The following is a 12,422-nucleotide window of genomic DNA, read 5'->3' as shown; positions in this document are numbered from 1 at the left end:
GTCATCGTGGGGAAGGATGCTCCCGACGCCTACGTGCGGCGGATCATGGTGAACCTGGCCAACGACCGCTGGCGCAGGTTCCGCCGTCTGGCCACGACCCCCGGCGCGGAGGGCGACGACAGGGCCGCGCCGGGTGATGAGTACGGACAGGTGGACATCCGGGACCAGTTGGTTCGTGCGTTGCAGCAACTGCCTATGCGGATGCGCATGGTTGTGGTCCTGCGGTACTTCCACGACCTGTCCGACACCGAGATCGCGGAAGACCTGCGCGTATCGGCCAGCACGGTGCGTTCCCAGCTTGCGCGCGGGATCGAGAAGCTCAGAAGTCAGTGTCCCGCCCACTCCGACCTGCCACCACGGCAGCACACGGAAGGAATCCGATGACCCCCTACGGCGATGCAGGGCCTTCCGGCTGCACACCCTTCGAAGAGGAACTGATGAACTCCATGAACTGATTCGCGGACTCCACCGAGACTCCCGCCTTCGACGCGATCGTGCCCCACAGGCGGCTCAACGACCGCAGTCGCACCAGGAAACGGCAGATCTCAAACGCGGTCTCAGAGAACGCCGCAGGAATGCGTCTTCTCGACTAAGCCAAAAGGACGTCTCCAACCATCACCAAGAGCTGGTTCGACACCATCTTCAAGAACTGCTGCCATCGAGCACGGCGCACGTCGCGGAACTGACGTCGAAACCCCGAAGGTCGTGGCTTTCATGTTGTCAAAAGGCAGTCGGGCGAAGCCTGTGTTGGCCTATGTTGCGCCGGCGCCGTTCTCGCGATTACGAGGCCCTTCCCGCCAGCTCCGGGCCACGATCCACGTCGCCTCGATCGACAACCTTGCCAAGAACATAACGGACGAGGCGACACCAACCCGGTGCGGGTGACCGGCTTACTCATCGGCGATCCAATGACCACAGACAGTGACTGACCGGCTGCCCCCGAACTCCTGGCGGCGTTCGGACCGTTTGCGCCAGTTTTCCCTGCCCTTAGCGAGCGAAGGGCCGATGGCGGCAAAGGAGCCTGATCACCATGGCAACATCAGCCTCTTGAATCTCGCGACTTCTTGTTCCTGACCGGGGGAGGGCGAATGCCTCAGCAACTACTCACAGCCACCGTGCGCGTGGCGATTCACGCACCCGACGGCATCATCCGCGCAGGGCTGGTCAGCTACCTTCAGCATGACCGTCGTGTCAGCGAACTCCCATCTGACAAGATGCAGGAAGCCGATGTCATCGTGGTGGCTGTGGACGTCACTGACGCCTCCGCCCTGGATTTGTTGCGCAGTCTGAACGACTCTCCCGATGCGCGCTTTGTGATGGTGACAGGCCAGCAGTGGCAGGCCGACATCACGGCGGCGGTCGACTGTGGAGTCCGCGCCGTGCTGTGGCGCGACGCCTTCACTCCGGCCATCTTCATCCGTACCCTGCTCACCATCGCAGGCGGCGGCGGAAACTTTCCGCACACCCTCCAAGGCGCCTTGATGGAACAGGTCCGCTGGACCCAACGGGAAGTTCTCGCCCCGCGAGGCCTGACCGCGTCCGGAGTGAGCCCTCGCGAAGTGGACGTACTGCGCCTGATCGCCGAAGGCAAGGAATACTCCGAGATCGCATCAAAACTCGCCTATTCCGAACGTACCGTCAAGTACACGCTTTACGGCCTGATGAAGCGCCTACAGCTGAACAACCGAGCCCACGCCGTCTCATACGCCATACGTGCCGGCATAATCTGAGCGGAAAAAAATCAAAGATCAGAGTCGCCCTTCGGTGGCAAGTTGGATTTCGGTGTGGAGCCTCCGCAGGAGCGTCCCGGCTTTCGCCGGCCTGACCACATCCTCTAGAACCTGTTCTATCTGAGTACCCTGGAAGGTAGGCGGGGAGCTGCCGCCGCCTTCCGAGATGGTGAGCAGGGCGCGCATGAAGGCGAACCGGGTGAAAGCGCCACAGCACGGCGCGGACTCCACAGTCGATCGCTGTCGAGGGGCCTTCCCCCGTGAAGGTGAGCACGCGGTTATTGATCACGTGGCGAGCGTGAGTTCAGCGGCGTGGTGTCGGTGTTCGCACTCATTGCGGCTGAGGTGGCCGTGGGCCAAGTGTCGGCGGTGGGTCTTGTAGCGGGTCAGCCAGGCGAAGGAGTCCTGCGGCAGGTATAGGAGTCGCCGCGCCTTGCCCGTTGCCCCTGCCCGCCCGGCCTGGCCCAGCCGGGCCACAGCCCACACCGCGATCTTCGATTTCATTGAGGGACCCCGTTGCCCAATTGCTTATGCGGCGAGGTCGAGGGCGGCGAGGTGTGATGTTCGAGTGGGGGCGAGGGGCTGTCCAGTCCACCAGGCGTCGAGTCGGAGCAGGTTGACGGCGGTGGCCATGAGGATGTGTGCGAGAGCGGTCTTCCGTAGTCCTGTGTAGCGGGTTCTGCGGGTGCCGGCGGCTGTGACCGCCTGGTGGATTGTGCCTTCGACGCCGGAGCGGATCGCGTAGACGGCCTTCCATTCCTCAGTGCTCTGCTCGGCTCGGACACGTTCGAGGACGGCGTCTTGATCTTGTGGGCGGACGGTGAGCTGCCGGCCGTAGCGTGTCGAGTTGGTGCACTGCCCGCGGGAGGGGCAGGGCGCGCAGGTCTCGGTGGCGAAGCGGATGCGGATCGCAGGTCGCTGGTTGTTGTCGAGTCCCTCGGTCCAGTAGCGGCTGTGGGCGCCGGCGGGGCAGATTGCCCGGCGAGCGTCCCAGTCGATGGTGAAGGACGCCTTGCCGTAGCCGGTTCCTTGGACGGTGCGGCGGGTCATGGGCCGGACCGGGCCGATAGCGCGGACACCTCGCTGGCTTGGCGCTGTGAGCAGGAGTTCCGCGGAGATGTAGCCGGCGTCCATCAGGTGTTCGCCCGGCAGCAGGCCCTTGGTCTCGAGCTGGTCGTGGATTTCGTCGACGACCATGGGGTCGCCGACCGTGGCGTCCGTGGTCACCACATGGGTGATCAGGTGCGGTCGGCCGGTCTCCCTGGCGTCGCAGGTCTCGGTGAAGTGGACTTTGTAGCCGTCCCAGGCCGAGCCGCGCTTGACGGCATTACGGGAGTCGGGGTCGTAGGGCGAGGTGATCCGTGCTCTGCTGGGCGGGAGCTCGTCCTTCCCCCGCCAGGCCACCTCCTGCACTCCGTCCGTGATCGTGCGCTGGAACTGCTGGAGCCATACGGTCCGCAGGATGCCGACGGCCGGGATCTGCCGCAGCCAGGCCGGGGCACTGGCCGCGAAGGTCGCTTCGAGGAACTGGTAGCCGTCGGCCGCGATGCGCCAGGTCAGTTGGGTTCGCTCGTTTTCGTCGCTGGGCAGTCGGTAGGAATCGACCCGGGCTCCGTACCTTTCTTGCCAGCCTTGGGGCATCCAGGAGGTGAGCCACTGGGGTGTCGCGACGGCAACGGCCTCCAGGGCGGCCCGCAGGGTCTCGCCGACGAACTCCAGGCAGTTGAGATCCCTCACCGCGGCGAGGATGTGGGTGGAGTCCGTGCGCTGCCGGCCCCGGCCTGACACGAGTCCCAGCTCGTTGAGCCGTTTCAGCAGCAGGTCCAGGATCTTCTCTTCCAGCCCGTGGGCCAGGAGCCGGTCGCGGAAGCCCGTCAGTACGGTGAAGTCGAAGGCGGGGTCGGCCAGTTCGAGGCCGAGCAAGTACTTCCAGTCGATTCTCGCTCGTACTGCGTGGGCGGCCTGGCGGTCCGTCAGGTTCTCCGCGAACTGCAGCACACTGACCAACGCCAGCTGCCCCGGAGCAACACCAGGACGACCACGCACGCCGAAGGCGGACCTGAAGATCTCGTCGTCGAACAGCGGACCAAGCGCGTCCCGCACCCGCATCGCCAGACAGCCCTTTGGGAACGCAGCCCATGCCACCAGCCGCGTCCCCTCAGGAACCTCCCGACCGGCGCCCGCCCGCATCGACACCCGACCCTCCGCCCCAAGATCGAATCACAGGCTTGCTGCCCAAGCCCCACCTCAGGGTCCACCCCTCGACCACCCGCCAAGACGGAGATCAAAAGCATTCACCCAATTGGGCAACGGGGTCATTGAGGGCTGGTACAACCTGCACCGTCTGCACCGCAGCCTCGGCTACCGCAGTCCCGCCGAATACGAGACTGCACCCGCAGCCTGACCACCACACCGATGGTGTCCGTCAAAGCGGAACAAGCTCAGCCCCGCCCCTCGCCTGGAACCGACGCCCCTCAAGCCTCGCCACCCACGGTCTGGCCAACTCCCCGACCAACGACGACAGATGAGCTGTCGAGATCCCCGTGAACAACGGATGCGTCAGCACCGAACGGTCAGCCATACCCCTCACCAGCAGAGCATGCCCAACCGCTATCACGCACCAACTCGTTGGTTGCCGACCACCACCGCTACGGCGTGAAGCGGCTGTGCACCATCCTGGGCATCGCCCGCTCCAGCTTCTACTACTGGCGCCGGACGGCCGTCGCCGCCCGGCAGGCGGCCGACGCTCGGCTCGCCGCCCGGATACGGGCCGTGCACCGCGAGGCGGACGGCACCTCCGGGTCAAGGCCCTGAGGGACTTCGCCCCCTCCTTACGCCGCACGCCGACGGACTCACGCGCTGGATCACCCAAGTCCGAACAGTCGACCTGCCCCATCTACCTGCCTTCACCCGGGCCTGAACCGGGACATCGACGCCGTAATCGCCGGGCTCACGCTTCCGTACAGCAACGTCCCCGCCGACGGCGTGAACACCAAGACCAAACGGATCGCACGCCAGATGCACGGACGAGCAGCTTTCACCGTGCTTCAGCACCGCATCTTCCTCGGATAGCGGCCCTCAGTCACCACCGAAAGCGAGACAGGGCCGCTCTTTTGCCAGACCCGAAAAGTCCGGAACGGCACCGCTAATCGTGCTTGCTCCAAGGCCAGCCCGTCACAGTGGGAGCGTTATACCGAGTTCCTGCATGGCGCTGGAGGGCGGGCCGCCTTCGGAGCGTTCCGTCTTGTATCCCTTGACGCGGGGCTCGAGGGTGCGGGGGTCGACCGCTTCGGCGGGGGCGCTTTTGGCGTATAGGCCCTCGGGCTGGCTGTCGCGATCGTGGGGCAGGAGCCAGAAGACTCGGCGGCGGAACGTGCCGGAGGCGCGGGAGGGTTTGGCGGTGGAGCCTAGGAGGGAGTAGCCGACCATGCGGCCGTCGCGGTGGTAGGGGGGCTTTCCGTTGCGGGTGGGGAGCCGGTCCAGGCTCTGGCGGACGTAGTCGATGTGGTCGATGTCCTCCAGCCACACCATGCCAGCTTCGTGGCTGATCTCGTCCTCGGTAATCAGGGAGCTCATGCGTGGTCTCTCTCCTCGTCGGTGAGCATTCCGATACCGGGGTAGTGCTTGCGCTGGTTGGACGGGATCATCTTCTTCGGCGAGGCCAGGCCTATGAGTTCCCGGGTGCGGGCAGCGAACGCACGCGAGGATATGGCTGGCGCCCCTTCATTCTGGCACCAGGCCCGGTAGGCGGAGTACAGGGCCGTCTGTTCCGCTCGCAGCTCCGTGTCGAGGCGGCAGCACTCGTCGTAGAAGCGGCCGGTGTGGTCCTCGGTCTCCGCGTATGCGCTGGTGGCGATCCCGACACGTTCAGGGCCGGTCAGATCGCGGTCGCCGGCCAGGTAGCGGCGGGCGCCGTCGACGAGCCAGGTCAGGATGCCGGGGCCTTCTTCGGTGACGAGGATGTCCGCCAGATTGTTGATCTTGCGGTGGTCGGGTACGACCCGCTCGAACGGGATCAGCCGTATGCGGCGCCAGAAGGCGAAGCCTCCGGTGCCGACCTCGGGGCGATGGTTGCCCAGCAGCCACAGTTTGTGGGTGGGGTTGAAGCCGAAGAAGTCCTGCCGCATGCGGCGGGCCTTGATGCGGTCGCCGCCGGTCAGCAGCTTGACGCGGCCCTCGTCGAACTTGTCCCCTGGCTTGACCTCGGAACAGACGATGACGCGTCGGCCATGCAGTTCGGCCAGGTCGGTCGGGTGGCCCTCGTAGGGGCGGGCCATGAGGAAGCCGGGCGGGGCGGCGTCCGCGTAGTCGCCCAGGAGCTTCACCAGTACGTCCAGGAGGACGGATTTGCCGTTCTTGCCTGAGCCGAAGAGGAAGGGCAGGACCTGGCCGCCGACGTCGCCGGTGACGGAGTAGCCCAGCAACAGTTGCAGGTAGGCGATCATCTGCCGGTCTTCGGCGTCGGCGCCGAAGGTATCGGTCAGGAATCGTTCCCAGCGCGGGATGGGCATGTTTTGCGGGCCGACGGCTGTGGAGCGGGAGTGGAAGTCCTTCTTGGGGTCGGGGACTTCGATCAGGCCGGTGCGCAGGTCGACGATCCCGTCGGGGGTGCACAGGGCGTACGGGTCGGCGTCCAGGAGAGCGGCGCTGAGAACCATGCCGGGGGCGGACTTGGCCTGGGCGAGCATCGCGTTCATGCCCGTGGTGGACAGCGCACGGCGACGATGTGACTGCAGGGCCTGGGCCGTGAACACGCCGCGGGGGTCGTGGACAGCGATGGCCTCGGCGAGGTCGCCAGCTGCCCAAAGCACGGTGTCGTCTTCGTCGATCTGCCAGCGGGTGGTGTCCCACCGGTACCAGCCCAGTCCGGGGACGTGCCGGTAGTCGTTGGCATACAGCTTGACGAACAGTTTGGCGTTGCCGCGGTCGGTGAGGGTGTCGGGCAGGAGCCCGCCAGCGGTCGCTTCTCCGGCGCCCGCGCGGGAGGTATCGGCTTTGGTCGGCAGGGCCACCTTGGTGGGTGGTGCGAGACGACCCTGGTCGCGGATCCGAGCGGCAACGGCTTCAGGGTCGAACTCGAAGAGGGCCTCGATCTTGTTGCCGTGCGACATCATCGCGGCTCCCTTCGCGCATGGAGGGGGTGCTGGCGGCCTGCAGTCATACCGCTGCGGATGATCTGGGCGGCGCGGCGCTCCTGGCCCGGGCGGGCGGCAGCCGCGGCCTGAGTGAGGGCGAGCTCGGCTTCTTCCTCGCCAAGGCGGCCTGCGGCGACGAGGCCGCCGAGGGTGTAGGCGGCGCGGTTGAGCGTGTCGGAGAACCCTGCGCCTTCGGTGACTTGGCCGCAGGCCTCGACGGGGGCGAGGACAGAGGTGAGCATGCGTTGGATGCGGCTGCGGCCGCCGCCCGCGGCGAGCACAGCCTGCTGGGCGCGCGGCGGGACCGATCGCGGGGCGGGGATGCCTGGTGCGGGCAGGTGCCCAGTACGTTCGAGTTCCTGCGCGAGCCAGATAGGCAGGGCGGCCGGTTCGCGGACGCTGTCGACTGGGACGTAGCTGCCGTCACGGGTGGTGGTGCCGGGGGCGACGATATAGCCGCCGTGTGCGCGGACGTCGACCTGCCAGGCCAGCGCAGTGCCCTGGCTGGAGCCAGCAGAGCAGCGCCAGCGCCGGTTGTCTGCTGTCCGATACCAGACATGCAAGCCGCCTGAGGGCGTCCGGACGCGCAGCGTGGTGTTGTCTTCTGCGGGGCTGCGCTGGCCGCGCAGAGCGGCCAGGATGGCGAGGGTGTGGAAGCCGTTGGCCAGGCCAGTGAGATCGATGTCGTCGTCGATCGGGATACCGGGCAGAATCCGGTCCCGAGTGGGCGGCAGGGTGGAGTGGGCATCAATGTCGATGACGACCAGGCCGGCTGGACCGCAGGCAATACCGACGCCGAACTCCGGGTGGGCGTTCCACCACTGGGTGATATGACGATGGTCGAGGGTGGCGGCGTGGAACCCGTGGCACCAGCGTCCTGCGGGCAGGCAGGGGCACTCGGCTGGCGGATGCGAAGTCGTGCGGCACTGAGCGCAGTTGGCAGCCGGCGTCTTACGGCCGGCGGCCAGCGGGTGCACGGGCCAGCCGCGGCGCGCGCACCAGCTGGCGGTTGCCAGGGAGAGAGCGACTGAAGACTCGGGGCCGGGATGCCCCGAGTCGCTGCCAGAAACGCGCAGGTCAGCATGCATGAACACCCCCCATCAGCGACCGGAGCGACTCACTGAGGACCAGAGGCCACTGGGGCATCGAGAACCTCCTGCACCACGTACGTGAGCGAACCTTCCGCGAGTTCGACTCCAAGGTCCATACCGGCGCCCTGTCCCGCACCATGGCCAGCCTGCGCAACCTCGCTATCAGCGCCTTCCACCGGAACGGCAAGACCCCATCGCTCCACCGCCCGGTTTCCGTCGAGACTGAGGACGTCTCCCTCCTCGGCGGTCCTCAAGAGTAGTTGCGCTGCCGCCGTGCTGAGCCAGCGGAGGACCTGGCGCGGGTCTGTCGAAGCCGACACACCGCCCTCACAGTGAGTCAGACGGACAATTACGGGGTTCCGCGATGCGACATGCTTGGTCAGGGCCTGCGAGAGCGGGGCATCGATCTCGGCCGGGACGTTGATGTCGATCCGTACGATGTCACGGGCCACAGCGACATCGAGGAGTCGGGTGACCTTGAACCGTGCGCGCGCGTGCCGGCTGATGTTGACCCTGGCGATGTCTGCCTCCGACTGGTTCTTGAGGTAGAAGCGCCCGGCGACGTGTCGGCCGACCGGCGATGGGGGAGTCTCCGGGCCGGCTACCTGGTGAGCGCCATGGGCACCAATGCCCAGCGCGCGGTCGGCTGTCGACACGTGACTCCTTTTTGAAAGTCCCCCGTCACTATGGAGCAACTCTCGTTCCGCAGCGTGGGTCTCCCGGCATCGCTTGACCTTCGGAATCACCAGCGGCTCCGTAGGGCAGACGGTGACGTCACGGCGCGTGTGCCGCTGGAGGCGCACCGAGCGGAGCTTGGGTCGGAACCGCAGCGACGTCGCGTGCGGCTTCTGTGGGGCGTGGAGAAACAGGTAGGGAGAACAGGCCATGGGGAACAGATCGCGAGTGAACTGGGCACAGCCGGTGAGCGGCCACGGACTGCACTGCCCCCGTATGGCCGCAGCATGGCTGCGCCCACAATCTAGGAAGCCCACTGCGGCCGAGACAGTCACAGCGCACCACTCTGCCCGTGACGACAGCGGATCCTGCACCTCGGACCAAGAGCCTGGCCGGCAGGCGCCGTCCGCCTCGGCCGCCGGAACCCGGCGATCGCGATCACCGGGCCTCTACAGTGGCGTGCCATGACCTCAGACAACGCCCGCAATGGCGCCGATGCCTCCCAACTGGGCAAACTGCGTGAGCTGCTGGCGACGGGCAGACCGGCCAGAATACGCAAGGCCATCGGGGAACTCGTCCTGATCCAGGACGACGGTACGGCGCTCGCCCTGGCCGCCCGGTCCGAGCACGCGGCTGAGTTCCCCTCGGAGACCCTGTTACGGCTGTGGCCCAAGGCCGCCGACCCGGACGGTTTCTGCGCGGCCCTACTCGCCCCCACCCTCGCGCGCGAGAACCGGACCGCGCTGCGCCTGCGGCGGATGACCTCGCTAACCGGTCTGCGCCACCTCACCACACTCCGCGGCCTGCACATCGACCGCTGCAAGGAGATTACGGACCTCACCGAGGTCGGCGCGCTCACCGGCCTCACGGACCTCGACCTCAACGGCTGCGCGGGCGTCGAGGACCTGACGCCGGTCGGCCGCCTCACCAAGCTGACCCGGCTCAACCTGCACCGCTGCCGGGCCGTATCGGACACCGCGCCGCTGCTGACGCTCGGACGGCTGCGGGAGCTGGACCTCAGCATGACCAGGGTGCGGTCCGCCGACGGATTCGGCAGAGCGTTCCCCGCGCTGGAGACACTATCGCTGCGCGGCTGCCGCTCCTTCAAGGACGCCGCACACCTGTCCGGGCTACCCCGGCTCACCCACTTGGATCTCGGCTGGACCGGGATCCGTGACCTGACCAGCCTGCGTGACGTCCCCGCCGTGACCCGCCTGGACCTGCGCAGTTGCAGCCGCCTGCGGGACCTGACCGGTATCGACGCCATGCCCGGCCTGACCGAACTGATCCTGCACGACTGCCCCCGCCTGGAGACCCTCCGCGGACTCGGCACTCACCCCCGCCTGGACCACCTCGGGATCGTGGGCTGCCCCCAACTGGCAGACCTGCGCGCAGTATCCGCGCTGACCCGGTTGAAAAAGCTGTCCGTCGAGGGGTCCGAGCAGCTCACCTCCCTGCGCGGAGTCGAAGCACTCCGCGCCCTGACGTGGGTCTGGCTCGCCGACTGCCCCGCCCTGCGGGACTTCTCCGCGCTCACCCACCTGCCTTGCCTGCCCCAGCTCGGCCTGCGGAAGCTCGGGCAGCTCCGCGACCTCTCGCCGTTCGCGGCTGTCTCCGGCCTGGAGTCCCTGCGTGTGGCTGACTGCGGCGGTGTGGTCACCCTGCAGGGCCTCGAACGTCAGGACCACCTGGCCGACCTGTCCGTCTTCGGCTGCCGCACGCTGCGCAGCCCCGGCCGGCTCGGTGAGCTGCCCGCCCTGAGCAAGGTGTGGATCCAGGACTGCCCTTCGCTGACCGGCCTCGACGGCCTCGGCGACCTGCCCGCACTGCGCCAACTCCACGTCGTGGACTGCCCGGTGCTCGTCGACCCCGTCGGCCTCGCCGGTACGCCCGCGGACGAACTGAACTTCTCCGGGACACCGAACCTCGGTTCGCTGCACGCCCTGCAGGACCACCCCGGCCTCCGGAAACTGACACTCGCCAACTGCCCGCGCGTGACGGACATCCCGGCCGGGCCGGTCACCGAGCTCCACATCGCCGAGGTGGACTGGCGGGACCTCTCCCGCCTGGCCGACCACAAGAACCTCCGCATCCTGCACCTGCGCGCGCCCGAGCTGGAGGACATCAGCGCGCTGTCCGGCATGCCCGACCTCACCGAGGTCCACCTCGGACCTTGCGGGGCCCTGAAGGACTGCGGCCCGTTGCTCGACCTGCCATCCCTGACACAGGCCACACTCCCCCACCGCCTGTGGTGGGATGCGTACGAGGGGCGGCCCGGTCCCGTACACACCGCACTCACCGAGCGGGGAGTGACCATATCTCGCTGATGATCGCGGGCCCGAGCCACAGGGCGCACTGGCTGTGCGGCTCCCGTGAGATGACGAACGTGGGTCCGCAGACCGGAAAGCAGCAACGGCTCCAGCTTCGGGCCCCGACGAGGAACTGACGCACCAGCAGCAGAAGTCACACACCAATTAACGATCAACGACTGCTAGGTCAATGGCGGCGCTTCTTGGCCCGGTCCCGGAACCGGGGGTCCAAGGACTGCAGTTCGGCCTTAAGGGTGATCCGGTGGCGTGTGGGCTTGACGATCGCCTGGTGGTACCGGGCCACGAGGGTCAAAGGGCCGACGTCGAGCGGCTGGCCTGCTGCCGGAACGGAGCCATGAAGCGGGGGTCCTCCGCCACCTACGGGGCCAGCCGTGGGTGGCAGGTGGGACAGGACGGGTGGGCGGTGGGCATGTCCTGTTCGGTGGTCCATGCCTCCAGGTCGTGCTGGGTGGCACCGTTAAGGGAGCTAGCGGGGGGCACGTAGGCGAGTAGGGCCAGGACCTGCCGGCAGGCCAGCGCGCAGTGAATCCCCGTCCAGGGATCGGCGGTGCCGGGCGCCGTGGTGTTGCCGGCGCTGCCCAGTTCCAGGCGCAGGCAGCCCAGAGACAGATCGAGTTCGAACGCCAGCAGTGGGCCGATCACCGAGACGGGTCCCTCGACGAACCAGGGCAGCAGTGGCACCGAGTCACGCGCGTACGCCTGGGACAGCCGCTCCGTCTGTTCCCCGGCGATGTCGTGGGGGCCTGCTCGGACCCTCCCATGACCAGGGTTCCCGTCCCGGCCTTCGCTCAGGGCATCGGCCAGTCCTGACAGGTGGGGTGTGGGGGCCGTGCGGGGCCACCCGGGCGGTCGCCAGTCGGTCCAGGGTCTGCCCTGCGTGAGATTCACCCAGGTGGTGGCGCCGAGTCTGGCCAGCGCCTCTGCCGCGGGCCTGCCCGTGGGGGCGGAGCCACCCTCCTCCAGCAGTCCGCGGAGATGGAGGAGTGCCAGCACCCGGTTGACCAGCGCGGCTTCGCGGCCGACCGCCGCCGCAAGTCCACAGCGTGGGTCCCGTCCATCAGGGGGAGCAGAAGCGGCAGCAGGGGTCCGGGTCGCCGGGCCCCGCAGGACCTCTCGTTCGGGCCCGCCGTCGAACTGGGTACCGTCCGGCAGGCTCAGGAACCGGATGCCGTGACGCAGCCGGGGCAGGTGCGGTGGGGCGGGCAGCGGGGCGCGACTCAGGTGGTGGGCCGCAATGCGGGCGCCCACGGACAGGGTCGGGCGCTTCATCGGATACCTCCGAGGAAACCCCGGCCTTCAGGTCGGGGAGGAATCGGACTCCTGCGGAGCGGGGCAGGGAGCCGGGATTCGCTGCCAGGGCGAATCGCGGTGCTCTGACCCGCAGGTTTGGTCCTGTCCAGTAGTGGCGCTAGTTTGCGGGCGGTGACCGCAAACCATGTGAAGCGGGCGTTCAAGTACCGT

Annotated in this window: 11 protein-coding genes and 2 pseudogenes; 6 read left to right on the top strand and 7 right to left on the bottom strand. The window is 67.6% G+C overall.

Features of this window, described 5'->3' with window-relative positions:
* The 3 genes and pseudogenes from ABZT03_RS40670 to ABZT03_RS40660 form a co-directional block, all read left to right on the top strand.
* The coding region (locus ABZT03_RS40670) for a sigma-70 family RNA polymerase sigma factor (protein WP_356048778.1) at positions 1-384 on the top strand (384 nt) is incomplete at its 5' end.
* 158 nt (positions 385-542) lie between these two features.
* A pseudogene (locus tag ABZT03_RS40665) lies at positions 543-885 on the top strand (IS5/IS1182 family transposase); the annotation flags it as partial.
* Positions 886-1,088: 203 nt separating this feature from the next.
* Positions 1,089-1,730, top strand: a complete 642-nt coding sequence (locus ABZT03_RS40660; protein ID WP_356048777.1) for a response regulator transcription factor — start codon at positions 1,089-1,091, stop codon at positions 1,728-1,730.
* Between the two features lie 285 nt (positions 1,731-2,015).
* Here ABZT03_RS40660 and ABZT03_RS40655 read toward each other — a convergent pair whose 3' ends face one another.
* Entirely contained in the window at positions 2,016-2,234 is a 219-nt protein-coding gene (locus ABZT03_RS40655; RefSeq protein ID WP_356048775.1) for a hypothetical protein, read from the bottom strand.
* A gap of 24 nt (positions 2,235-2,258) precedes the next feature.
* On the bottom strand, positions 2,259-3,875 hold the full coding sequence (locus tag ABZT03_RS40650; RefSeq protein WP_356048773.1) for an IS1182 family transposase: 1,617 nt from the start codon (positions 3,873-3,875) through the stop codon (positions 2,259-2,261).
* 483 nt (positions 3,876-4,358) lie between these two features.
* On the opposite strand from ABZT03_RS40650, the gene ABZT03_RS40645 reads away from it, so the two are divergent.
* Both ABZT03_RS40645 and ABZT03_RS40640 read left to right on the top strand, forming a co-directional pair.
* On the top strand, positions 4,359-4,544 hold the full coding sequence (locus ABZT03_RS40645) for a hypothetical protein (RefSeq protein ID WP_356048771.1): 186 nt from the start codon (positions 4,359-4,361) through the stop codon (positions 4,542-4,544).
* Between the two features lie 46 nt (positions 4,545-4,590).
* Positions 4,591-4,802: pseudogene (locus tag ABZT03_RS40640) on the top strand (ISL3 family transposase); the annotation flags it as partial.
* Positions 4,803-4,904: 102 nt separating this feature from the next.
* Here the strand turns inward: ABZT03_RS40640 and ABZT03_RS40635 are convergent.
* From ABZT03_RS40635 to ABZT03_RS40620, 4 genes are read right to left on the bottom strand one after another with little or no spacing between them, the layout of a single operon-like run.
* Positions 4,905-5,306, bottom strand: coding sequence for a DUF6009 family protein (locus tag ABZT03_RS40635; protein ID WP_356048769.1), 402 nt, complete (start codon positions 5,304-5,306; stop codon positions 4,905-4,907).
* A complete protein-coding gene (locus ABZT03_RS40630; RefSeq protein WP_356048768.1) occupies positions 5,303-6,844 on the bottom strand; it encodes a phage/plasmid primase, P4 family in 1,542 nt (513 codons plus the stop codon). Before ABZT03_RS40630 ends, ABZT03_RS40635 begins: the two co-directional genes overlap by 4 nt.
* A complete protein-coding gene (locus tag ABZT03_RS40625; protein WP_356048766.1) occupies positions 6,841-7,953 on the bottom strand; it encodes a bifunctional DNA primase/polymerase in 1,113 nt (370 codons plus the stop codon). The genes ABZT03_RS40630 and ABZT03_RS40625 overlap by 4 nt, the downstream gene beginning before the upstream one ends.
* A gap of 29 nt (positions 7,954-7,982) precedes the next feature.
* Entirely contained in the window at positions 7,983-8,612 is a 630-nt protein-coding gene (locus ABZT03_RS40620; RefSeq protein WP_356048765.1) for a hypothetical protein, read from the bottom strand.
* A gap of 483 nt (positions 8,613-9,095) precedes the next feature.
* Here ABZT03_RS40620 and ABZT03_RS40615 point away from each other — a divergent pair, with 483 nt between their 5' ends.
* On the top strand, positions 9,096-10,958 hold the full coding sequence (locus ABZT03_RS40615) for a leucine-rich repeat domain-containing protein (RefSeq protein ID WP_356048763.1): 1,863 nt from the start codon (positions 9,096-9,098) through the stop codon (positions 10,956-10,958).
* Between the two features lie 360 nt (positions 10,959-11,318).
* On the opposite strand, the gene ABZT03_RS40610 is transcribed toward ABZT03_RS40615, so the two are convergent.
* Positions 11,319-12,230 (bottom strand): hypothetical protein, encoded by a 912-nt coding sequence (locus ABZT03_RS40610; RefSeq protein ID WP_356048761.1) that lies wholly within the window; start codon positions 12,228-12,230, stop codon positions 11,319-11,321.
* Positions 12,231-12,422: the final 192 nt, after the last annotated feature.

This window comes from Streptomyces sp. NPDC005574, from assembly GCF_040605435.1.
Lineage (GTDB): Bacteria > Actinomycetota > Actinomycetes > Streptomycetales > Streptomycetaceae > Streptomyces.
The sequence above is the reverse complement of the archived record's forward strand: the minus strand, read 5'-3'. Positions and strand labels throughout refer to the sequence as shown.